The 20,769-nt window shown below is 70.6% G+C and carries 23 protein-coding genes; 5 read left to right on the top strand and 18 right to left on the bottom strand.

Annotated features, from left to right (window positions below):
• Positions 1–22: 22 nt before the first annotated feature.
• From ABD286_RS08375 to ABD286_RS08415, 9 genes are all read right to left on the bottom strand, one after another.
• Positions 23–412 (bottom strand): TadE family type IV pilus minor pilin, encoded by a 390-nt coding sequence (locus tag ABD286_RS08375; RefSeq protein WP_344192103.1) that lies wholly within the window; start codon positions 410–412, stop codon positions 23–25.
• Positions 413–528: 116 nt separating this feature from the next.
• Positions 529–726, bottom strand: a complete 198-nt coding sequence (locus tag ABD286_RS08380) for a DUF4244 domain-containing protein (RefSeq protein WP_344192105.1) — start codon at positions 724–726, stop codon at positions 529–531.
• Between the two features lie 134 nt (positions 727–860).
• Positions 861–1,295: a type II secretion system F family protein gene (locus ABD286_RS08385; protein WP_344192107.1), complete on the bottom strand. Its 435-nt coding sequence runs from the start codon at positions 1,293–1,295 to the stop codon at positions 861–863.
• A 281-nt stretch (positions 1,296–1,576) separates the two neighbouring features.
• Positions 1,577–2,347: a type II secretion system F family protein gene (locus tag ABD286_RS08390; protein ID WP_344192109.1), complete on the bottom strand. Its 771-nt coding sequence runs from the start codon at positions 2,345–2,347 to the stop codon at positions 1,577–1,579.
• On the bottom strand, positions 2,344–2,664 hold the full coding sequence (locus ABD286_RS08395; protein ID WP_425565326.1) for an ATPase, T2SS/T4P/T4SS family: 321 nt from the start codon (positions 2,662–2,664) through the stop codon (positions 2,344–2,346). Before ABD286_RS08395 ends, ABD286_RS08390 begins: the two co-directional genes overlap by 4 nt.
• A 312-nt stretch (positions 2,665–2,976) precedes the next feature.
• A complete protein-coding gene (locus ABD286_RS08400; protein WP_344193315.1) occupies positions 2,977–3,837 on the bottom strand; it encodes an EamA family transporter in 861 nt (286 codons plus the stop codon).
• A 44-nt stretch (positions 3,838–3,881) separates the two neighbouring features.
• Positions 3,882–4,187 carry a hypothetical protein gene (locus ABD286_RS08405; RefSeq protein WP_344192113.1) on the bottom strand — a complete coding sequence of 102 codons (306 nt, stop codon included), beginning with the start codon at positions 4,185–4,187 and terminating at the stop codon, positions 3,882–3,884.
• The gene (locus tag ABD286_RS08410; protein ID WP_344192115.1) at positions 4,184–4,936 is read right to left on the bottom strand and encodes a B3/B4 domain-containing protein; all 753 of its coding nucleotides are present in this window, start codon (positions 4,934–4,936) and stop codon (positions 4,184–4,186) included. Before ABD286_RS08410 ends, ABD286_RS08405 begins: the two co-directional genes overlap by 4 nt.
• On the bottom strand, positions 4,929–5,534 hold the full coding sequence (locus ABD286_RS08415; protein WP_344192117.1) for a helix-turn-helix domain-containing protein: 606 nt from the start codon (positions 5,532–5,534) through the stop codon (positions 4,929–4,931). The genes ABD286_RS08410 and ABD286_RS08415 overlap by 8 nt, the downstream gene beginning before the upstream one ends.
• A gap of 131 nt (positions 5,535–5,665) precedes the next feature.
• Here ABD286_RS08415 and ABD286_RS08420 point away from each other — a divergent pair, with 131 nt between their 5' ends.
• Complete coding sequence (locus tag ABD286_RS08420; protein WP_344192119.1) at positions 5,666–6,511, top strand: DUF2268 domain-containing putative Zn-dependent protease; 846 nt, start codon at positions 5,666–5,668, stop codon at positions 6,509–6,511.
• Positions 6,512–6,632: 121 nt separating this feature from the next.
• On the opposite strand, the gene ABD286_RS08425 is transcribed toward ABD286_RS08420, so the two are convergent.
• The 6 genes from ABD286_RS08425 to ABD286_RS08450 all read right to left on the bottom strand — a co-directional run bounded on the left by ABD286_RS08425 (position 6,633) and on the right by ABD286_RS08450 (position 13,394).
• Positions 6,633–7,715, bottom strand: a complete 1,083-nt coding sequence (locus ABD286_RS08425) for a nucleotidyl transferase AbiEii/AbiGii toxin family protein (RefSeq protein WP_344192121.1) — start codon at positions 7,713–7,715, stop codon at positions 6,633–6,635.
• A complete protein-coding gene (locus ABD286_RS08430) occupies positions 7,715–8,356 on the bottom strand; it encodes a DUF6088 family protein (protein WP_344192123.1) in 642 nt (213 codons plus the stop codon). The genes ABD286_RS08425 and ABD286_RS08430 overlap by 1 nt, the downstream gene beginning before the upstream one ends.
• Positions 8,357–8,439: 83 nt before the next feature.
• Positions 8,440–9,453 carry a hypothetical protein gene (locus ABD286_RS08435; protein WP_344192125.1) on the bottom strand — a complete coding sequence of 338 codons (1,014 nt, stop codon included), beginning with the start codon at positions 9,451–9,453 and terminating at the stop codon, positions 8,440–8,442.
• Between the two features lie 74 nt (positions 9,454–9,527).
• Entirely contained in the window at positions 9,528–10,370 is an 843-nt protein-coding gene (locus ABD286_RS08440) for an AAA family ATPase (RefSeq protein WP_344193317.1), read from the bottom strand.
• Positions 10,360–12,141: a hypothetical protein gene (locus ABD286_RS08445; RefSeq protein WP_344192127.1), complete on the bottom strand. Its 1,782-nt coding sequence runs from the start codon at positions 12,139–12,141 to the stop codon at positions 10,360–10,362. Before ABD286_RS08445 ends, ABD286_RS08440 begins: the two co-directional genes overlap by 11 nt.
• On the bottom strand, positions 12,138–13,394 hold the full coding sequence (locus tag ABD286_RS08450) for a hypothetical protein (protein WP_344192130.1): 1,257 nt from the start codon (positions 13,392–13,394) through the stop codon (positions 12,138–12,140). Before ABD286_RS08450 ends, ABD286_RS08445 begins: the two co-directional genes overlap by 4 nt.
• 254 nt (positions 13,395–13,648) lie before the next feature.
• Between ABD286_RS08450 and ABD286_RS08455 the strand changes: the two genes are divergently transcribed.
• The 3 genes from ABD286_RS08455 (at position 13,649) to ABD286_RS08460 (ending at position 15,858) form a co-directional block, all read left to right on the top strand.
• Entirely contained in the window at positions 13,649–14,092 is a 444-nt protein-coding gene (locus tag ABD286_RS08455; protein WP_344192132.1) for a hypothetical protein, read from the top strand.
• Positions 14,093–14,351: 259 nt separating this feature from the next.
• Positions 14,352–14,897, top strand: a complete 546-nt coding sequence (locus ABD286_RS18900; protein ID WP_425565360.1) for a MucR family transcriptional regulator — start codon at positions 14,352–14,354, stop codon at positions 14,895–14,897.
• Positions 14,898–15,009: 112 nt separating this feature from the next.
• Positions 15,010–15,858, top strand: a complete 849-nt coding sequence (locus ABD286_RS08460; RefSeq protein ID WP_344192134.1) for a hypothetical protein — start codon at positions 15,010–15,012, stop codon at positions 15,856–15,858.
• Positions 15,859–15,928: 70 nt separating this feature from the next.
• On the opposite strand, the gene ABD286_RS08465 is transcribed toward ABD286_RS08460, so the two are convergent.
• Entirely contained in the window at positions 15,929–17,341 is a 1,413-nt protein-coding gene (locus ABD286_RS08465) for a hypothetical protein (protein WP_344192136.1), read from the bottom strand.
• 83 nt (positions 17,342–17,424) lie between these two features.
• On the bottom strand, positions 17,425–18,570 hold the full coding sequence (locus tag ABD286_RS08470) for a serine/threonine-protein kinase (RefSeq protein ID WP_344192138.1): 1,146 nt from the start codon (positions 18,568–18,570) through the stop codon (positions 17,425–17,427).
• A gap of 337 nt (positions 18,571–18,907) precedes the next feature.
• On the opposite strand from ABD286_RS08470, the gene ABD286_RS08475 reads away from it, so the two are divergent.
• Entirely contained in the window at positions 18,908–19,606 is a 699-nt protein-coding gene (locus ABD286_RS08475; RefSeq protein WP_344192141.1) for a hypothetical protein, read from the top strand.
• A 6-nt stretch (positions 19,607–19,612) separates the two neighbouring features.
• On the opposite strand, the gene ABD286_RS08480 is transcribed toward ABD286_RS08475, so the two are convergent.
• Positions 19,613–20,653 (bottom strand): hypothetical protein, encoded by a 1,041-nt coding sequence (locus tag ABD286_RS08480; RefSeq protein ID WP_344192143.1) that lies wholly within the window; start codon positions 20,651–20,653, stop codon positions 19,613–19,615.
• Positions 20,654–20,769 lie beyond the last annotated feature (116 nt).

The following is a 20,769-nucleotide window of genomic DNA, read 5'->3' on the forward strand; positions in this document are numbered from 1 at the left end:
GCGTGCCGATGCCGGCCCGGCCTCATCCGTCACTCCGTCGCTGATCCGCTCCCGGTCCCGGGAGCAACGCGTCCCCGAACACGGCCGAGGTGTCCTCCTTGGCCGCGACGGCGTGACCTTCCGGCGCCGCGCGGTCACCCAACCAGCGCAGCGCCGGTGCTGTCGGAGACGTCACGCGCACCACGACCAGGCCCCCGCGGTCCGTCACGACGATGACCGCAGCCGGCGGACCGAGCCGCCGACCGTGCCCGACCGCCGCAGACGGCTCGTCGCCCCGTGCGACCGCCCTGGCCGTGGCGCGAGCGGCATCGACGCAACGGACCTGGTCCAGGACGGTCGTGATCGCGGACAGGGCGATGACGAGCACGAGCACCAGTGCGGGAAGGGCGACAGCCAGCTCGACGGTCGCCATCCCCCGCTCACGACCGACAGGGTCGAGCCCTGACGGTTCGAGCCTTGGACGCCCGCGACGCCCGCGACGCCCGGGCCGTCCACGGCGCCCACCGTCGTGGCTGCGCCGGTCGTGCGTCAGCCGGCCACCCCGAGTGCCGCGGTGATCACCGAGGCCAGTGCGGACTTCACCCCACCGGAGCGGACCACGGCGAGGAGCACCGCGGCGAAGGCGCACGCCGCCAACGTCCCGACGGCATACTCCGCCGTGGTCATCCCTGCCTCGCTGCGACGTCGGACCCTCAAGAACCGTTGTGCCAGTGAGCATCTCACCATGAACTCCTTCTGTCAGTGACGGCTCCCTGCCGTCCTCGGACCCAGTCCACCGGCGCACCACGCCCCGAGCCACCTCTGCCGCCCGCCCCTGTGGACGACGCCCGCGGTCGACGCCGGGTGTGGACGGACGCCCTTCAGCCACCCGCATCGAGCACCCCTACCGCGAGCGCGATGACGACAGGCAGCACCGCGGTGCACGCGAACGCCGGGAGGAACCCCAGGCCCAGGGGCAGCACGAGCAGGACCCCCGCCCGTGCGGCGCGGCGTTCGCGGTCACGCTCCTGACGTTCCCGCAGCCGGATCGCGGCATCGGCGACGAGCGCCGCAGGGGCCGCCCCGGTGGCCTCGGCCACCGACCAGGCGAGCGCGGCCGGGCGCCACAGCGAGCCGGCATAAGTCCAGGCCTCCTCGACGGGCCGCCCCCACCGCACCGCTGCGACGACGGCGGACAGGTCACGGGCCACGGACGCCCCCGAACCCGTCGCGACCTCCTCGAGGGCTCGGGTGAGGTCCACGCCGGCGCGCAGCGCGAGCGCGACCAGGACGAGTGCATCGGCCACGTCGTCCACGGATGACTCGTGGGCAGGACCGCGCCCGGTCCTGCGCCGGCGGCTCTCCAGCGGCCGGCCGGGTGACCAGCCAGGCAACCAACCGCCCGACCAACCCGGCAACCAGCCCAACGACCGGTTCGGTGGGCCGACCGCTGGCCGGCTCGGCTGGCTGGCGCCAAGGCCGGGCTGCCTGGTCGGACCCGGTGCTCCACGACGCATCGCCCGAAGGGACGGCCGGCCGGGTCGACCCACCGGCCAGAGCAGGACCGCGAGCGCCGCACCCGCGGCGAGCACCCAGGTCATGCGGCCCGGTCGAGGATGGCCCGGCTCCACCACCAGCCGAACACAGCGAGGACCACGCCGACCACCAGGCTGGCGGTCGACCAGGTGGTGCCGAGGTACAGCTGGCGCGGACCGATGCCGCAGGCCAACCCGACGACGGGGCCGCTGAGCGGCAGGAGCGCGAGCACCGCCATGGACGCCCGCGGGCCGGCGGCGGCGCTGGCGAGGCGCTCCCTCGAACGCAGCCTCGCGCGCAGCACCTCCTCACTGGTCTGGAGGGCGTCGGCGAGCGGAGCCCCGGTGCGCTCGCTCAGGCTCCAGGCCCGCCCGACGAAGCGCAGGGCGCCGCTGTCGAGCTGGGCTCCGTGCCGGAGCCAGGTCTCGGAGACCGGCTCGCCGGCCGCCCCCGCGGCAACCAGCTCCTCCACCATCGGGGCGAGCAGCGACGAGTCCTGGACCGCAGCGGCCCCCGCCGCCAGGCTCGTCGTCGCAGGCACACCGGCACGCAGGGGTGCGGCCACCAGCCCGAGCAGGTCGGCCAGCGGGTCCTCGACCGCCATGACGTCCTTGGCCCGACGTCGAGCCCTCCACCCGGTCCTGCCGGCCTCCTCTGGCTCGGGATCGTGGGCCCGCCCGGCTCCACGACGCCGCGTCGGCCACAGCAGGACCGCGAAGACGGCCAGCCCGACGGTGAGCATGGTCAGTCCGAGCGTCACCGAGGTCGGCCCGCTGGTGGCGGCGGTCGGCCCGAGCAGGACGGTGGTCAGTGGGGTGGTCGAGGTGGTCATGCCGCCGACCCGAGCAGGCGCTGGAGTGCGGCCCAGCCAGGACCCTCGACGCGGGTCACCGTGTCGAGCGCCGGCTCGCAGACGACCGTGCCAGCGGCCCAGTGCAGGACGGACACGGAGGCCACCCGTCGTCGTCCGCCGACGCGTGCGACGTGGACCACGGCCTGCAGCGCCGTGGCCAGCTGCCGCTGCACCGCGTCGTGCGGCATCCCGGCAAGCGCGCCCAGGGCGTCGAACCGGGCAGGCACGTCCCGGGGCGAGTTGGCGTGGACGGTGCCGCAGCCCCCGTCGTGCCCGGTGTTCAACGCCGCCAACATCTCCCGGACCTCGGCACCACGCACCTCGTGCGGGTTTCGGAGGAAGTGACCGTGGCACGGAGCACGCGGTCTTGTAGGGACACTTCCCCGCGATTCGTCGCGCGGCCACGCTGCGGTGCTAGCCCGTCCCGTTAGGACACTTCTGGACGGGCAGTCCCGAAGGGACACTGCACTCCACGTCCCGGTGGCCCTGGGTCGCCCGGGACGTAGAGAGGTGGCGTCTGCTTACTGGGTGTGTCCTGTTGACGCTCCCGAGCCGGCCAGACGCCTTTACCGGATCTGCCGATGAGCGGACTGTTGGATGCAGAGGGGTCAACCCAAGAGGTCCAGGTGCGGGTGAGCCTGTGGTGCATCTCGAGGTGCCGACGGTTCACGCGGTCCGGCGCGTTGTCCTTCGCGTTGGGCGGCGGCTCCGGCGAGCACTACGAGGGCGACGCCGATGCCTTGAGCGAACCTTGGGTGCTGGTGCAGGACCAGTAGCCCGAGCAGCACACCGATGGCGGGTTCGAGTGCCATAAGCGTGCCGAACGCGAGGTGGGTCATGCGGCGTAGGGCGAGCAGTTCCAGGGCGTAGGGCAGGACCGGTAGCAGCAGGGCCAATCCAGCCGTGGCGGCAAGAACTGGGAGCGTGATGTGCCCGGCGGCTTGCGGGATGCCGACGGTGGCCGCGGTTGCTGCTGCTACGGGCACTGTCATGGACAGGCCGCCCAGGCCGGTGAAGCGGTCGCCGAGGCGCTGCGTCAGCAGGATGTAGGCGGCCCATCCGATGGCTGCCAGGGCGGCGCACGTCACCCCGATGGTGTTGACGCGGCCGTGCCACGGCTCGGTCAGCAGGACCACGCCGGCCAACGCCAGAGTGGGCCAAGCAAGTGCCCGACGCGAGTGACTGCCGATGGCGGCCACCGTCAGGGGCCCCAAGAACTCGATCGCGACTGACGTCCCCAGTGGGAGCCGTTGGATGGCAGCCAGGAAGGCAACGGTCTGGACGCCGGTGCTGACGCCAAGGCCCAGGACCACCGGGATGTCGTTGCGGCCCAAGGTACGCAGGGGTGGTCTGGCGATGGCGATGAAGATGACCGCCCCGATGCTCAGACGCAGCCATGCGGTACCCGCCGGTCCAATGGCGTCCATGACGCCCAGTGACAGGGCGGAGCCGAGCTGGACCGACAGCATGGCACCCACGGCGAGCGTCCAGGCCGGGGTGGTGTGGCGGTGGGTCACGCAGGGAGCCGGTCGTCGCCGTAGGTCGCCTTCACCTCGGTGACGACGATGCGGTACCCGTCGTACCAGCGGTGCACCTGGCTCTTGGCCTCCCTGTGAGTGGGGAACTTCGCCAGGTGTGCGAGGGCTTTCTGGTCGGTGAAGTAGTAGATGGCGTTGACCAGGCCGTGTTCTGGCTGGTGCCAGGTCTCGGTGCGGACGAAGCCGGGCAGGCTGCGGGTGTAGGTGTCGATTTGTGCGTCGAGGTCGTGGAAGTCGTCGTCGTAGGTGCCGGGCTTGAAGATGAACTGGACGCAGATCATGAGAGCTCCGGTGGGTCGGTGGGCCGGGGTGCCGATGCGTGGAGGAGCCGGTCGGTCACGTGCACGTCGGGGCCCAGGCGTCGAAGGTGGTCGGTCAGGTCGGTCGCTGCGGCACGCAGCGCGTCCTCGGTCATCGGCTCGAGGGCGTCGAGGATGAACACGGCATCGGTGGTGTCCTCGCCCAGAGCGGTGCGGCGGCCTTGGCGCCAGTTCCAGCGTCGGCAGGTCACGCCCAGGTCGTCGCACCAGACGACCTCGCGCGGCTCGGCGTGGTCGATGACGTCCGCACCATCCGCCGTGGTGTCGAACGGTTCGGTGCCCGTGGCTCGCAGCAGGCGCGGGCTGCCGACATAGCGGTCGAGGTCCTCGCCACCGATGGGCAGCTGGTGCAGGACGGAGATGGCGTTGTACACGTCGGTGAGCCGGTTGACTCGGGGTAGGCCGCTGGGCGCCCGCCGGGTGAGCGCTTCAAGGCTGTTGCGCGTGCGTTGCGGCTTCGCGCCGAAGGCTCGGTAGGCGTCGCGCCATGCCGCCACGTGCGGCAACTCCTCAACCGTGTTGGCCGCGAGACGGGCAGTGGCGGCCGCTTCGGCTCGGCTCAGGAGGGCGTCGCTGACTTCGTCGCTCGTACCGGGGGTCAGGCCCTGAGCGACCACGAGCAGCGCACGGTAGTCAGGGCGAAGCTCGGCAATCTCGGTGCTCACTGTGGCCTCGGCGAGGAAGGCCGATACTGGCCGGCGCTCAGGCATGGGACACCTCGTTGTGCGTGCCGGAGCCAACCCCTGGTTCGAACACCGCAAGGGAGAACGACGCCACAGAATCGCCGTGGTTGGCGTACCCATGCTCGACATCACCGGGAAACGACACGGCGTCGCCCGGGTCCAAGTCGTACGTCTTTTCGCCGACCGTCAGGGTGACGGTGCCGGTGCGCACCTGCAGAAGCTCTTTGGTCCCTGACGCGTGTGCCTCACTGACATGACGGTCGCCTGCGGCCAGGGTCCAGTCCCACAACTCGACCACGTCCGGCGTCTGCGTCCCAGCAACGAGCAGGCCCTGGCCACCGTTCTCGCCCGTCCACAGAGCCGCGCCCTTCCCCGCCCGGGTCACCGTGACCGGTCTCGGTGCCGGTGGCGCAACGAGTGCCGGCAACCCGATGCCCAAGGCATCACTGACACGCAGCAGCGTGCCCACGCTGGGATTTGCAACACCCTGCTCCACGTTCACCACAGCGCGCCGACTCACCCCCGCCGAGGCCGCCAGCTGGTCCAGGGTCCAGCCGCGCCCCTGCCGCTCCTGCCGCACGCGCACCCCGATTGCCGAAGCCAAACTCGCCGTCTGTTCATCCACAAGTGCAGCGTACTGCACTCACAGTGCATCCAGGGTTGGTCTGCCTCTGGGACGAACGTCCGCTCATGCCGCCGTGCGGGTCAATGGCTCAGGTCGAGGCAGTTGGGAATCAGGCGTGCCAATCTGACCTGATGGAGATCATCTCTACGGTCGAGGCGTGGCGGGAAATGGCGGAGCTGCCCAACGCCGACGACCGGGCCGCTGCGTGGGTCACGAACTACGAGGCGACGTTTCCATCAGTCTTCGAGGTGTACTACAGCGCGTGGGGCAGCCCTGCCAAACGAGGAGACGCCGCGTCCCAGGCGCATGGACTGATTGATCAGATCCTGGCGGCTGAGGGCCGCGCGCGCCACCTCGTGGCTCAGGCGGAGAACGACTTCCGAGAGGCCGGACTACTCCAGGAGGAGCTGTCCGTGGTCCTGCTCGTGGGTGCTCACACCTCCAACGGCTGGGTCGCGGAGCACAAGGGCCAGCGTTCGCTCTTTCTCGCACTCGAGTACCTCGGCACGCCATCTTTTGACGACCTGCTTGTCGTCCACGAACTCAGTCACGTGGTCCAGGCGCAGCTGTCTCCAGCAACCGGTGCCCGCACGTACGCGTCCTCGCTGGCCGTCATGGTCGAAGGGGCAGCGACCGCAACCTCTCGGGTGTTGCGGCCGGGGCACACGGACAGCGCGTACCTGTGGATGGACGACGACCACCAGGAATGGCTGAACAACTGTGACGCCAGCGCCGCCGCCATCGCTTCGCTGCTGCTGCGGCACGCCGACACCCCTGACGACGACGGAGCGGTGGCACCGCTGTTCCGGAATCGACCGGGCCACGGCATCCCCGCTCGTGCCGGCTACTGGGCCGGGGAACGGATCGCTCGGGCGATGCTGCAGGACGGTACTGACCTGCGTGAGTTGCTCAGCGTGAAGCCCCCTGAGGCCCGCACTCGGGTGATTAAGTGGGCGACCGCAACGCACAGTCCCTGAAGAAGCGTCCGGATTTGCCGCGTTCCGCGCGGTTCGCGAGTGCGGTCAGGCTGCGAGCGCGTCTGTGCCACGACGGGCCCGGTGACAACCGACTCCCCCACGGCGATGGGGACACACCCAGTTAGAGCAGGTTCGCGTGCTGGCGCACGAGGGCCGCGACGGCACGCAGGTCGGGGTAGTCGCCGAAGCCGAGGTTGCGCATCTCGCGTGCGTACTCGCTCTGAGCCCGCTTGACGACCTTGTTGCCGAAGGCGGGCGAGTCCGCGAAGCCAGTCTCCGGGCGCATGTTGTCGGTGGGGCGCCGGACCGCGGCGCTCTCGGCTGCGGCGGTCTTCGCGTACCTGCTCACCAGGTCTTGCTGGGCGGTGAGGGACTGGATGACGGCTGGAGAGCTGAGCAGCTGGTGGACGTCGTAGTAGTGGCGCGCGTGGTAGCCCGTGCCCATGGTGGGGTCTGCGCTCATGGCGGTGCCGAGGTCATGGAGGATGCACAGCTTGTCGACGAGGGTGCGTTCGGCGGCGAGGACGTCGATGGAGAACGGTTGTAGTTCCTCGTAGTCCCCGAGTGCGAGCTGGCCTGTCATGGCTGCCCAGTGGCTCAGCATGGAGCGCAGCTGATGGCTGGCGTTGGGGTCTGGGGTGCCCATGCGGACCAGCTCGAGGATGACGCCGTCCTTCATCTGGCCGGCGAGTGGGGCTGCAGCTTCGGGCCGGGGGTAGGTGAGGCGGAAGCCTCGTTTGGTGCCTGTTCGCGAGGTCCCCCAGGACTCCTGGCTGATGCCGAGCTCGGTGGCGACACCTGCGGCGACCTGCTTCATCAGGGTGTCGACGCGGGAGTTCCCCAGCTTGAACTCGGGCGCCGTGTAGTTCTTGCCGGCCTTCTCGGCTCCGGGGGTCGTGCTGTCCGGCTGTTTGGAGATGTCGAGGTAGACGTCGATGTCTTCACTGAACCGATCGATGAGGCCGTACGCCTTGCTGAGGCTGGTGCCGCCCTTGAACACGGCGCGGACGTTGACCGGGTACGTGTTCTGTGACGGGGCTGCCTGCTTGTGGCCCCTCGCCAGGATCCGGAGTGCTTCGGTGACCCAGAAGTCCTTCTCGATGATGTTCGCGCTGATGCGCAGGCCCTGCGTTGCGTACCAGTCGGCGGCCTGGGCGCACAGGACGCCCAGGCCGTCGATGTCGGCGCGTAGCTGGTCTGCCATCAGGCGCGGACTGGATTCGCTGCGGTGGTGATGTCGTGTGCGAGACGGTTGGCGAGCTTGCGGGCTGCGGTGTGCCGCTCTCGGCGCGCGACGGTGCGGACGGCGTCGAGGTCGAGTTCGCCGTTGGTGACGAGCTCGCGGACTCGGTCGACCAGACCGGTCCAGGTGTCCTCTGCGAACCGCGGCCACTCACGGAGGACTTCCAGGACGGCGACCTCGAGGTCGCTCAGGCCGCGGCGGGCGACGCCTGAGCGGCTGGTGAAGTGCACGCCGGCGAAGTCCTTGGGAGCTCGTCCGGGGACGCTGACCTCGGTGGTCGTGGGGACCTGGGTGGTTAGGCCGAGCGCGCGTGCTGCGCTGTACCCGGACGGTCCGACGCCACTGTCGTAGCCGGCAACCTTCGCCACTTCCCGGGCGACGCGGTACGGGTCGGGTCGGGTCGTGCCGAACTTGGTCCGCTTGCCCTTGTAGTAGAGCCCGCGCCGGACCAGGACGAGGTCCTCGTCGCGGTGGGTGCGGTGCATAGCAGCGTTGACTGCGCCCTCGTGGCCGAGCTCGGCAACAAGGTCGCGCATGTGGACGAACTCGCCCACTGGTGTGCTGTGGACGCGCTCTCGGACTAGTTCAACGACGGCACTCATGACCCCTCCTTGTAATGAAAGTGTATCACTTATCTGTCCGCGCACCTTGGCTCGTCGCAACCGGGCTGGAAAGGCGGGGGCGCTCAGGAGGGTGCCGGGGGGTGCAGTTGGGGCAGCGGCCCGAGGGGTCGGGGTCGGGGCCCGGGTGGGTGGGTGTCGGGGTATCCGGGGAGTTCGTCGAAGAGGCCGGCGACGGGTTCGTGGGGTAGGCAGCCGGCGAGGTGGCGGCTGGTGCGTAGGCGTGCGAGGGCTGGTTGGTGGTCTTGGTGGACTGGGATGTCGTGTCCGCGGAGGGTGATGTGGCTGCCGTCGTGGGGGATGTCGGCGAGGGTGGTGTCTTCGGCGTCGGGGTGGGTTCGGCGGAGGGCGTCGAGGCCTGGGGTGTAGAGGTCTCGGCCGGCGGCGGTGAGGTGCCAGCGGTCGGTGACGGTGGTGTCGGGGTGGTTGGTGTAGTCGGTGAGGCGGGCGCGGGCGGCGGTTGGTGTGGCGTCGCCGGTGGTGAGGGCGCGGCGGAGCTTGGCGAGGAGGCAGGCGACGCGACCTGCCTCGGTGTGGTCGTCGCAGGCTGTCGGGAGTGGCGCTGCCTCGGTGAGTGGGGTGTGCCACCAGCGGGGTGGTGATGGTGGGCAGGTGGGGTTTGCCGGGGTGCGGGTGGCCCACCATCGGGCGAGGTCGTCGGGGTGGGTGAGGTGTGCGGTGCTGGTGGCCCAGTCGAGTACGTCGGCTGCGTGGGCGTCGCGGGTCAGACCGGTGCCGCGGCTGCTGGGTCGGTCGGCGACGTCGATGAGGAGCCACAGCTGGGCGGCGGCGAGGACGGCCAGTTCGTGGAGTTCGGTCAGGGCGGTGGTGGGCAGGGTGGAGGCGTCGTCGATGACGATGTGGCGCACGGGTCCGTGGATCAGGTGGGTCAGGGGTCGTAGGAGGTGGCTGTCTCCAGTGGTTCGTGGTGGGCGGAGGCCGACGACGCCGGTGGCGTCGAGGAGGTCGTTGCTGAGGGTGGGGATGGGTTCGCGTTCGCCGAAGGGTGCGGGGTGTACCCATGCTGCGTCGTCGTGTCGGCCGATGGTGGTGCGCAGGGTCCGGACGAGGGTGCGCATGTGCCTGGGGTCGACGAGGGCGGTGATGGGTCCGGGTGCGAGTGGGTGCGCGCCGCGGGGCGTGGCGGGCTGTGTCATCGGCGTCGGGCGGCCCTGCTTGTTGCGGGTGCGGCGGTGGTCAGCTGTGGGGTGGTGCCCGTGATGGTGGCGATCGCGGCGCGGGCGTCGTCGCGGGTGATGGGACCGGTTCGGCCGAAGTCGTTGGCCAGGGCGAGGAGGAGCTTGGACCAGGCGCGCCAGGACCCGTGGGCGTACTCGCGGTCGATGGAGGCGAGAAGGTCCGGGTCGGTGTGGGTGGATGTGCCGGGGTGGTGTTGGGCCAGGAGCTGGCGCATCTTGTCCCAGGTGTGGTGGTGCAGTGCGATTCGTCGGTCGATGCGGGTGGCGACGGACGGGACCTTGTCCAGGTGGGTGAACAGGTCGGTGCCGGCGAACACGATGGCGAAGCGGGGGTACGGCTGGGTCCAGAGCCATCGCAGGGACAGCAGTTCGGGGTCGCCGAGGAACTGGGCTTCGTCGACGACCAGGAGGGTGGGGACGGCGGCGAGGTAGTCGCGGGTGATGTTCTGCAGGGCGCGGGCTGTGCCGGTGGGGCGGGCTCCGGTGACGGCGGTGGCGATTTCCTCCCACTGCGCTCGTTCGGTGGCGCGTCGCGGGAGGGTGGCAATGGCCGTGTTGACGTCGGACACGGCGGCGACCGCGTTCAGCAGGGTGGACTTGCCGGACCCGTAGGGGCCGGAGATGGCGGTGACGGCGCCACGGTCCAGGGCGGACGGCATGCCTGCGGCGACTTGGCGCATCTGGGCGGTGATGACCAGGCGCCCGCCGGTGGGGATGTGTCGGCTGGTGAAGTCGACGGGCAGGTGTTCTTGCGCGTGTTCGACGTTCCACGCGTGCGGGTGCCGGTCAGGGAGCATCGTGGTCACCGCCGACGTCGCGCACCGGGCGTGGGTTGAACATGTCGGCGAGCGTGTTCGCGACGGCGTCCTCGTCGTCAAGGTTCGAGACGTCGGCGGGTAGGACTTCGCCGGTGGTCAGGTCCACGCTGACGTTCCCGACGGCGAGGCGGGCGCTGGCGGGGGTCCACGGGTCTTCCTGGGCGGCCGCGTCGGCGAGACGTTCGGCGACCTCGGCCTGCGCGCGGGCGGCGTCAACCTGCGCGGCTTGCGCGCGCGGGTGGGCGACGCGGTCCTTGACGAACCGTTCGCGGGCGACGCGGTCCCGGTGGACGGCTTCGATGTCGGCGAGGTCGGCGTCGTCGCGGGGGGTGAGGAGTCCGAGGAACCGCCCCTGGGCGTCATAGGCGTAAAGGACGTCGGGGTTGAGGAGCTGGCGCAGGTGGACGGTCTGCCCGGGGTTGGCCGCTGATGCGAGCTGCGGTGAGAGCCAGTACCGGTTTTGCCAGGCGATGCCGCGGGTGGGGTCGTACTTGCGGGTGCCAACTTCGGGGGCGACGTCTCCTTCGTCGGCGGCGGACAGGTCGTGCCCGCGGAAGACGGTGCCGGCCTCGAGGTGGTCGGCGTACTCCTGCAGGCGGGTGCGGCCTCGTCGCGGCCCGGATGTGTAGGGGGTGTTGATGTGGGTGAGGAACCAGGTTTCGACCTCCGCCAGGACGGTGTCGTAGGGCAGGACACCGTGGTGGAGGCGGTTGCCTGCGCGGTCGGTCCAGCCGCGGCGGGAGCCGGGCCCGTCGGCGAGGTGCCGCAGCAGGGACTGGTGCATGACCTCGTGGTCACCGTTAGCTTGCGGCTGGTGGGAGGGCACGGGGGTCAGGCCGATGCCGAGGCGGCGGGCGGCTGCCGCCCCGGTCTCACCGAGGAATGACCCGCCTTGGTCGGACGTCAGGTGGCGGGCGACGCCGGTGACGCGGACCTCGCGTCCGGGGTCGTCGGGGTGGGTGACGGTGTACCCAATGGCGGCTGCTGCGAGGACGACGCCGGTGTCGGTGCCGGTCGCTGCGCGGGGCAAGACCACGTAGGACAGGGGCAGCCCGGAGCAGCGGTCTCGCACGATGAGGACCTTCGGCTCGACCTGGAGCCCGTAGTGGTCGGCGGTGACCTTGAGGTCGTACTCGTCGATGGACCAGGACTCGTTGACGCCGTCACGGCCGGTCAGGGGGAACGTCGCCTCGATCTTGCGACCGGCGCTGGCTCCGTACCGGGCGCCGGCCCGTACGGGTGCGGCCACGTTGGCGTACGCGGTGTACAGGGTGGACAGGCCGTAGTTGGACAGGCGGTGGGTCGGGTCGGCGCGGAACTTATCGAGCGCTGCGCGGATGGTGGTGTGGCGGGCGACGAACGCGATCTCGTCGGGGGTGAGCTGGACCTTGTTCGGCTCCGCGTACCGGTACAGGTGCCGCGGCAGGACGATGGGCGCAGTGGTGGTGGCGGCGTGCCGGTGCGCGGCCTGGACCTGCCGGTTGAGCTCCGCGGCCCACCAGCGGTTCACGGTCCGGGCGGTGACGCCGGCGGCGCGTGCGACGGCGGCCTTGTCGGCGGAGGTGACTTTGCCGGTGATGGCCAGGACGTCCTTGAGGTCGGTGATGGTCTTGGTCCGGGTCAGGGTGTGTGCGCGGTTGCCGTGGTTGCCGAGGCGGTGCCCGTCGGAGCGGCGCGGCGCGGTTTCGGCGCTGCGTCCTTCGCGTGCGGCGGCGAGGGCGAAGATGCGCGCGCCGGCGTTGCCGCTCATGCGGACACCGACTCGTCGCCAGCCCCGCTCACCAAGCCCTGGTCGAGGTGGTCGAGGTGGTCGAGGTGCTCGAGGTGGGCGCGCTGGTCCTTGACGAGCGTGACGCCGACGTTGTCGATGCCCAACCTCATGGGCTTCTTCTTCTTGGTCTTCATGGTGCTGTTCTTCTTCGTGGTCATGTTCTTGTTCGTGTTGCTGCGCTTCGACTCGTCGACGTCGCTCTCGGAGTTCTCGTCCGCGTTCTTGTTGCGCGCCTTGTCGAGGTCCTCCCCGGGCACCTTGTCGACGTCCTTGACGATGTCGATGTCGAGGTTGTTGTCGACGACGTTGACGACCAGGTCGCTGACGCAGATGCGCGTCGAGGTCGGGGTTGCCAGCGGGAGACGGGCAGCTGGTGCGCACCACTGGCAGCCTCCGACGCGGTGGTGGCTGCCGATGAGTGGCAGGTCGCGATCGCGCCCATCGGCGTCGGTGACGGTGGTGAAGGCGGGCACGAAGTGGACACCGGCGTTGGGTGCCCGGTGGGAGATGACGCGCACCCCGAGGATGGCGCGGCGGGCGGCGCCGGGCCCGTCAAGGTCGTCCAGCGGGGCCAGGTAGTCGGCCATGTCGCGCAGGTCGGAGGCGACCTTGCCGGCTACCCAGCGGTCGCGTTCGATGACGCCGGCCCGGGAGGCCGTGTAGACCCGGTCGAGCAGAAGGCCCCGCCCCGGTCCGTCCGGGTGGGTCCAGACGACGCGGGGTCGGCGGACGAAGCTCACGGCGAAGCCAGCGCGACCGGCGAACGCGGCAGCCGGGCCGGAGCCGGCGTCGTCGAGCTCTCCGCACAGCTCGGCGTACCACTTGCGCAGGTGGTTGCGGGGCGTGAACTCCAGGTGGCTGGGGTGCTCCCACGTCAGCAGGTGACGGGCTGCGGCCTCGGCGAACATGGGCCCGCGCCGGTCCAGTCCGGTGCCGGCGTGACGCGGCGTCAGGGCCTGCAGGTAGTGGGTCAGGGTGCGCGCCTGCTCGTCCAGGCTGGCCGGAAAGCCCGAGCTGAGGATGTCGTGGGCGAGCTCCTCGGCCAGCAGGATGGCCGCCAGGTCCCGGGTGGAGGGCCGCGCGTTCAGGTCCGGTCCGCTGCTCGTGCGGGACGCGCTGGTCGCGTGCCGGGTGATCGCGACCCGTCCGGGAAGGTGGGCAGCCTGTGCCGCCTGCGTCGTCGGGCGGATCTGGTCGGCCTGGGCGTAGGTGCTGGCCCGCTGAAGGCGCATCGAGTGGCTCATCGCGAGACCGGGGTTGGCTCGAAGGGACGTGGGGAAGTCTCGACCGAGTTCGTCGCGGAACGCCGCAGGCGTGTGGCGGGGTGTGGTTTGGGTTGGCATGGCCGCACCTGTGCCGGGAGGGTCGAAATCCACAGGTCGCGATACATGTTTCTGCCGTCCCGACGGCTGTGTCTGTCGTTGCAACGACGCTGAACGCCGTTGGAACTACAGGGATTAACTCTTCTGCTGGCAGGGTCACCCCCGTGAGCACGCAGGCGGGAGTCCCGGAGCGGGGAACCGCTCTGGACGGGCTCAAGCCGCGCGACTTCGCCCGCGACCCGAACGCATGGCCGACCAGCCCCCTTCACATCCCGGCCGAGCTGCGGGGGCGAGGCCTGACGACTGAGCAGCTGCACGCGCACGTCGGGGCGATGGAGGAGCTGCGCCAGCTCGCACTCGCCTACGTCACCTACATCGGCCGGTCGGGCAAGAGCAACCAAGACGTGGCGCAGCGGCTCGGGGTGAGCCTGGGCGCGCTGCGGAACCTGCGCTCCGGCGCGGCTCTGCCCAGCGCCCGCACGTTGCTGCTGCTGCAGTACCTCATCCCGTCGCCCGAGCAGATGGAGGTCAGCGACTACCGCGACTCCCTGACGCGCCGCCAGGACAAGCTCGCACAGCGAGAAGGTCGGACGCCACCCTCCCGCTAGAGGCGCCCCAGGCCGGACGAGGGGCCCCCCCTGGAGCATGGTCGAGCGCACCTGCGGGTGGCGTGTAGTGGTCTTCACGGGTCACCGTCCGACTGTTGCGTGTCTCGTTCCCAGGGGTGCACCATAGTTCGAACACATGTTCGAACACAAGGGGGTGCACGGGTTGGGTGGACGGGGCGCTTCGAGGGGTCTGACCGAGCCGCACATCCCGGTGGGCCGGCACCCTGACGGCGCCTGGTTGTTCGCGCCGGTCGGGTCGATGCTCGTCGTGGCGTCCGGCTCCAGGGTGGTCTGCCACGGCTGTGGCGAGGCGTTGGAGGCGATCTCGAGGGCGCACGCGGGCAGGCATGGTCTGGATCTAGCTGGGTACCGGGAGCGGTTCGGGTTGAACCGGAAGACGTCGCTGCTGGCGCCGACGTTGGCTGCGGCGCGGGCGGCGGAGGGTCGGCGCCGATGGGCGGGGAACGAAGGGGTCCGTGCCGGGCTGGCGGTGGGCCAGGAGATGGCACGCTCGGGGGCCTTGTACGTCTTGGGTGCGGGCGCTCAGCCAGTGGGTGGCCGTCGGGCGCAGGGTCGGGTGCCGGCGTCGGCCGAGGGGGCGTCGCCGGCGTTGCGGGCGCATCGGGAGGCCCGGGTGGCCGCGGCTCGGGCCCGGTGGGAGGCGCGGGCGGTGGCGCTCGGGTTCGCCGACCTGGCGGCGTACCTGGACGACCGGGTGGCGTCGGGTGCGTCAGCGCACCGGGTTCGGACGGAGCTGGGCTGCGGTGGCACTGTCGCGGCGCGGTTGCTCGTGGAGCGGTCCTGAAGTGGCATGTGCGGCGGTCGGGGGTGGCTGCAGGGGCGTGTTGGGTCGGCACGGTGGTTGGTCTTGCGGCGGTTGCTGCGACGGTTCGGTTGATGGGAAGTAGCCTTCGGGGGTGTCGGTGATGACGGAGCTGCGGCCGCGCGGGGCGGGCGCGGGTGCCAGGGGGCGCTCGGGTGGTCGTGCCGTGTTCGCTCGGGAGGCGCACATGCTGGCGCCGTTGGCGGAGGCTGCGGCGGCGCTGTGTTCGGGGTTGTCTGGCGACCCGCAGGTGTTCTTCGAGGTGCCGTTGGCCGCCGGGGTGCCGGACATGGTCGTCGTGACGTTCGATGCCGCGGTTATGGAGGCGCGCCAGGTCGCCGGACTGGGTCCGGTGACGGATGTGTCCGCGGTCAGGACGTTGGTGGGTCTGGGCGCCGGCGCCACCGGTGTCGACGACCTTGCTGTCGCCGCCGGGTTGAGCGCGGGACACTTGCGGCGAACGGTCCTGCCCTCCCTGTCGGATGCGGGGTGGGTGGAGCGTGTTGGAGGCAAGGACGTTGTGCTGCTGCACCCGGTGCGTCCGGTGGTGTCGTGGGCCGTCGCGGTGGAGGCGAAGCGCTCAGCCTGGGCCCAGGCGGTTTCGCAGGCTCACCGCATGCTTCCGGCTGCCGACCGGGTCTTCGTTGCGCTGGACGCAGCGCGTGCGGGGCGGGCCGTCGGGAACGCCAAGCACCTCGCCTCGTTGGGTGTGGGACTGGCGACGGTCGAGGCAGAGCCGGCGTTCGGCGCCTGCCAGGTCGCTGTCGTGTCTTCGCCGATGGCGGGGCGACCGGGGTTGCCGCGTGGGCACCGGGCTCCGAAGCTTGCGGCGAAGGTGCTGTTGGGTGAGCGGGTCTGGGAGTTGGAGTTGGCTGGTCGCAGGCACGGCCCGACGCAGCTGGTCTTCGGGCGTGACCTGTCGACTGGCGCAGGGCAGAGCTGACCGGCTGCGCAGCGCGAGCTGGCACCTGTGCGGCCGAAGCAGCGGGCCGGCTGGCCAGTCGGGCGACGGGTCAGGGCAGCAGGGTCTCCCACTGGTCAAGGTGCTGCGGGCGAAGGTTGCCGGTGAGCGCGGTCGGGAGGGCCTTGATGAAGGTCTGCGCGTCGCGCACCTCTCGTAGAGCGGTGTGCCCGGGGCGTCGACCGCCGAGCAGGGCGGTGAGTTGCGCGCACTCCAGCAGGTAGTGCAGGTCCGCGGTCGGCTGGTGGTACGTGCCGTTGGCGATCGTGGCGGCCAGCCGCCGGCAGAAGCGGCACCCGCAGGTCAGGTGGTTAGGTTGGCCGCGCAGGGCGAGATGTTCGGCGTGCGGGATGCTGTGCAGAATGGTCCGGTCGAAGAACCGTTCGACTCTTGGCGGCTTGGGTCGGCCTTTCACGGCGCCGCCGCGACGCTGCGCCCCGTACATCTGCTCGCTCCAGCTCATCCCGGTGGAGAACCCCTGCGCGCCCCATGCCGTGGCGGCCCACCCGGTCAGGCCGGAGTTGGGCAGGATGAGCACCTTGTCCTCGATGGCGGCGGTGCTCGCGAGGTCGCGGTACCCGGCCAGGATGGCCGGTGTGTGCAGCTGCCCGTACCGGGGGTCGACGATGGGCCAGTAGAACCGCAGCCACCACAGGGGCTCGTTGCTCTCGACGAGCTCCTCCTTGAGCGCGTCACGAAGGTTCTTGGTCGTCAGCCACGTCGAGGGCAACGTCAGGTTGACGAACATGTCTTCGTCCGCGAGCTGCGCTCGGGTGGCCCGGACCCAGTCCATCGCCTCCGCCAGCGCGGTGCGGCCGTTGGTGTCCGACACCCACCCGGTCGCGGACAAGAACACGTTCGCGCCTGCGTCTGCCTGTGCGTCCAGCACCTGCCGTATCCACGCGGGGTCTGGTGCGGCGGGCACGCTGGACGCCCAGGCGTGGTGAGCGGTCGTGGCCGGGCTGTACGTGTCCGGGGCGCCTGAGCCGTCGAGGGCGTAGATCTCCGGGTCTGCGACCTTCATCGTGGCCGAGGCGCACAGGTCCAGGTACGCCCGAGCCTTGACCGGGCGCATCTTCGACAGGCGGATGACGGCGCCGACGCCGGCCCGACCGGCGACCTGCCTGCGTGCCACGGTGAGCAGCTCGGGCAGCATCTCGGCGTTGAAGTGGCTGCGGTGGACCAGGAACGACGGGACGTGCCCTTCGAGCATGTCCCGCAGGGACGACGGCGGCCCGGCTGACAGTCGGGTCAGGCGGCGGCGCGGGGCGGCGCCGCCCTGGTCGTCCGACGTCGCGGTGTCGCCCGCGGCGATTTCCGTCTCCTCGCTCGCGTCGACGACGTCGCCCGCCTGAGACGACTCGCGCATGGCGTCGGTGTCGACGTCGTCCTCCCGGTCGAGGGTGTCCTCGTCCAGGTCGGGGTCGGCGCCGTCGTACGGGTCGATGCCGGTGTTCTCGCTCATGGTCTTCCCCCAGGTGGTCTGTGTGCTCCGGTTCGCGTTCCTGCGGCTGGGTGGCGTGGTGCCACGCTCGCGGGTCGAGTGGCCTAGGTGATGGCCGCGACGACGTCGGTCAGGTCCTTGGCGCCCCTGCGGGCGCTTCCCCGGTCCGCCGGATCTGGGTGGACCAGGCGGCGCACGATGTCTCCCAGCGCGGCAGGGACCGTCGCGGGCAGTGGTGCGGGACCTGCCTCAATCAGTCGGACCGCCTCGGTCAGCGACAGGTTCTGGGCGCCGTCGAAGAACGGGTGCTTCCCGGTGAGCATCAGGTGCGCGACGACGCCGACCGCGAACACGTCGGCCGCCTTGCGAGCTCGTTCCTGCCGCAGCTGTTCGGGGGCCATGAACCACGCGGTGCCCATCAGGGCCGGGTACGCGGTGATGGAGGCCCGGTCCAGCACCCGCGCCAAGCCCAGGTCGAGCAGCACGGGTCGGTTCCAGTCGCCGTCTCGGACGGCGATGTTCGCTGGCTTCACGTCACGGTGAACGGTGTCGACGGCGTGCAACGCCTCGAGGCCGACCAGTACGCCGCGAGCGAACCCGGCCACGTCCCTGGCGCCCACGCGGGCCCCGGCGGGCAGGTTCGCGTCAACGTCGCCGCCAGCGATGTACTCGAACACCAGGGCCGCACGGTCCCCACGGGGCAGGCTGACCGTCCGGGCATCGTGCAGGGCGACGACGTGCGGGTTGCTCACCCGTCGCAAGCCTTCGACCTCCCGCGCCAGACGCTCCGTGGGGTACGTCGGCGACAGGATGACCTTGCCGGCTCGGTGGGTGCCGTCGGCGTAGTCCAGCCGCCATGTCTCCCCGAACGCCCCAGCACCCAACGGCTTGGCGGACGGCACGCCGAACGCAGCTTCCACCTCTTCGGGCGTCAGCGTGAATGTCGTAGCGCCCGCGTCCTCGTCACGATACGAAGCCCCAGACAGCACGATGTCGTCGTTCATCTTTCCCCTGACGCTGAAGCCCCCGAGCGACCTCTTCGACCGCTGCACCATCTCCAACTCGGCCATCTTGGACGACAATGCCCGCGTCTGCGGGGACTTCCGCCGTTTTCGGCCGTAGCCCTCCCTGCCGATGACCGCTCGATGGCGGCTGCCGCGCGTCGCCGTTCGTGCAGTGCCGCGCGAACGGCGACGCGCGACATCGGGGCCCGGGCCCCGGGTGGCAAGTCCGGCCGTCGGCTCGAGCATGGGCCGTTCGCCACTGGCGGCAGGTCACGAAGACAGGCCACTGCTCAGGACCTGGCGCCCGCCGCCACGGGGACGAATCGGCTCGTCATGGGGCCCGCGGGGGTACGGTGCGCAGGGCAGCGGGGACGTGTTCAGGGGGTCTGAGTGACGGAACAGGGATGGCACGAGGTGAGGCTGGAACTGGCACCGACGGCCAGCTTCGCGGACGCTGCGCCCGCCGCGCAGTCCGGTGACGCGGCCTTTGGCCGGGCAACAAGGTCGACGGGTCACTCAGCTCATGCCGACGACTGAGCACGTCCTGCACCGTCTCGGTCTCGGGACGACATGGGCTCACGTCATGCAGGAGGAGCTTGAGGCCGCCGAGGTGCCGTGTGATGACGGCAGGTGGGACCCGCAGGGCGTCGGTGCGTGGGTGCGTCGCATGCTGGTCGGAAGCGATCTGCTCACCAACAGCGACGTTCGTGTCATGGCGATGCGCCTGTCCTCGTTCCCGGCGACCACGATCCGGTCGCGAGCTCGAAGTCGGCTGCGCGGAACTGAGCTGGACCGGCGCGCCCTCATGCTGGCGCTGCGGTACACCCACGACCTGGCGCCGCTACGGACTGGACGCGCTGGTCACCGCCTCGTGACCACCGGGTGGCCCAGCGGTAGTGAACGGCCTGCCGTGGTCCAGCGTGCCATCGAGAAGCAGTGGGCGGACGGGGCCGACCGGGCCTCGATCGCCACCAAGTTCAACCTCGGCCCCAACGCGGGTGCGCGGCTGTGGGCGCAGTTGCCGCCCCGGCTCACGTCTGGGGCCATCACGGCCAGGTTCGGCTGGTCGCCCGACAACATCTTCCAGAAGCTGGCTCGGGGGACGTTCCCGCCGGCGGACGGCGTCGACGGGCAGACGAAGTGGTGGTGGCCAGGCACGGTCGACGCCTGGGAGCAGACCCGGACCATGGCTCAGTGCCCCCACTGCCCGGCCCGGGTCGAGCGTCTGACCACGCACATGCAACGCCATGGGCGTTCAGCCGTCGGCAACATTCAGCCCTGAGGAGAGTCAGCAGAACCGGGTCGGGCAGAGCCAGCCAGGAACGTTGACGTCGTCGTCATCGTGGTCAGGCACCGGCACGTACGGCACGTCCCCACCCGATGAAGGGGGCGACGGCACGTCCCTCACGAGGACAACCAACAGCTGTCCCGGTCGCAGGTGCTTGCCCGGGCGGGGAATGCTCCGCGACTTCGCAACAAGTCCGAACTGCGACGCCCCGGCCAGCCCTGCCCGGGCATTGCGTTCAGACTCCGGCTCATCGGCCAGGCCGCGCCCGGACGTTGCAGCTCGCTCCCAAGCCGGGCTCGCGTACTTGGGCTCAGCCCCCTTGGGGTAGCGGTACTCGAGCAGCTCAGCCACTGGCGCGAGGAAGCGGTCAACCGCCTTGTCAGCGCTCTGCCCGACCGTGAGCTTCGGCATCGTCTGGTGCTTGGCGAACCAGGCTGCCTCCCCGTTCTTCAGCAGGTACAGCGTCACGTCAACGCCTGCCGGCAGTGGCTCTCCGGCCTCCGGCCAGGTGGCGACCACGGTCCAGTTCTCCTCCTGCCACACGCTGCGGTCGCGAGGAGACAGGTCTTCGTGCTCGTACCCGATGTTCCGTGCGTTCAACACGCTCATCGCCAGGTCGAGTTGGTCACCGGCAAGGGAAGGCATCGCGTTGGGCGGGGGGCCGGTCCGCGTCGGACTTGCCGACGTAGCGGGCGGTGATGCCAGCGAGGTCGGCGAGGTGGCCGAAACGGTGCTCGGCACGGGAGGGGGGATGGCCACGGCAGCCGATGCCGTGGCGCCGCTGGCGTCGGCCGGGTTGTCCGTGGCCAAGGAGACGGCTCCAGCGGTCAAGACGAGCACCCCCGCCAAGAGCGCTGCTGCCCCGGCCATGGGACGACCGGCCCGAACGGGCAGCGACGAGGAGCGCCGCCAGCGCACCAACTCACGCAACCCCCAGAACACGCCCACGAACGGCAGGACTACCAGCGCGGCAGCAAGCGCAACGCAGACGACGGCGCCAACGAACCACCCGGAGTTGTTCGAGCCCTTGGCAGTGGCCACCTGTGCTGTTGTTCCCCTCAAGTGGCAGACAGGGCCCCGTGCGGTGGGCGCTGCCCGCATGTGTCATGTCGAGCACGCAGAACGTACACGGGTCCACCCACCCAGGATGCGCGGGG

This window comes from Pedococcus aerophilus, assembly GCF_039532215.1.
GTDB lineage: Bacteria > Actinomycetota > Actinomycetes > Actinomycetales > Dermatophilaceae > Pedococcus > Pedococcus aerophilus.

Bases quoted from the DNA above. Each gene is read 5' to 3' on its own strand.
- ABD286_RS08445 (WP_344192127.1), bottom strand. From the start codon at position 12,141: ATGAGCGGCAACGCCGGCGCGCGCATCTTCGCCCTCGCCGCCGCACGC.
- ABD286_RS08470 (WP_344192138.1), bottom strand. From the start codon at position 18,570: ATGCTCGAGCCGACGGCCGGACTTGCCACCCGGGGCCCGGGCCCCGAT.
- ABD286_RS08380 (WP_344192105.1), bottom strand. From the start codon at position 726: ATGGTGAGATGCTCACTGGCACAACGGTTCTTGAGGGTCCGACGTCGC.
- ABD286_RS08440 (WP_344193317.1), bottom strand. From the start codon at position 10,370: ATGCTCCCTGACCGGCACCCGCACGCGTGGAACGTCGAACACGCGCAA.
- ABD286_RS08435 (WP_344192125.1), bottom strand. From the start codon at position 9,453: ATGCGCACCCTCGTCCGGACCCTGCGCACCACCATCGGCCGACACGAC.
- ABD286_RS08375 (WP_344192103.1), bottom strand. From the start codon at position 412: ATGGCGACCGTCGAGCTGGCTGTCGCCCTTCCCGCACTGGTGCTCGTG.
- ABD286_RS18900 (WP_425565360.1), top strand. From the start codon at position 14,352: ATGCTCGTCGTGGCGTCCGGCTCCAGGGTGGTCTGCCACGGCTGTGGC.
- ABD286_RS08465 (WP_344192136.1), bottom strand. From the start codon at position 17,341: ATGAGCGAGAACACCGGCATCGACCCGTACGACGGCGCCGACCCCGAC.
- ABD286_RS08395 (WP_425565326.1), bottom strand. From the start codon at position 2,664: ATGTTGGCGGCGTTGAACACCGGGCACGACGGGGGCTGCGGCACCGTC.
- ABD286_RS08405 (WP_344192113.1), bottom strand. From the start codon at position 4,187: ATGATCTGCGTCCAGTTCATCTTCAAGCCCGGCACCTACGACGACGAC.
- ABD286_RS08410 (WP_344192115.1), bottom strand. From the start codon at position 4,936: ATGCCTGAGCGCCGGCCAGTATCGGCCTTCCTCGCCGAGGCCACAGTG.
- ABD286_RS08475 (WP_344192141.1), top strand. From the start codon at position 18,908: ATGCAGGAGGAGCTTGAGGCCGCCGAGGTGCCGTGTGATGACGGCAGG.
- ABD286_RS08450 (WP_344192130.1), bottom strand. From the start codon at position 13,394: ATGCGCCTTCAGCGGGCCAGCACCTACGCCCAGGCCGACCAGATCCGC.
- ABD286_RS08400 (WP_344193315.1), bottom strand. From the start codon at position 3,837: ATGCTGTCGGTCCAGCTCGGCTCCGCCCTGTCACTGGGCGTCATGGAC.
- ABD286_RS08425 (WP_344192121.1), bottom strand. From the start codon at position 7,715: ATGGCAGACCAGCTACGCGCCGACATCGACGGCCTGGGCGTCCTGTGC.
- ABD286_RS08390 (WP_344192109.1), bottom strand. From the start codon at position 2,347: ATGACCACCTCGACCACCCCACTGACCACCGTCCTGCTCGGGCCGACC.
- ABD286_RS08430 (WP_344192123.1), bottom strand. From the start codon at position 8,356: ATGAGTGCCGTCGTTGAACTAGTCCGAGAGCGCGTCCACAGCACACCA.
- ABD286_RS08420 (WP_344192119.1), top strand. From the start codon at position 5,666: ATGGAGATCATCTCTACGGTCGAGGCGTGGCGGGAAATGGCGGAGCTG.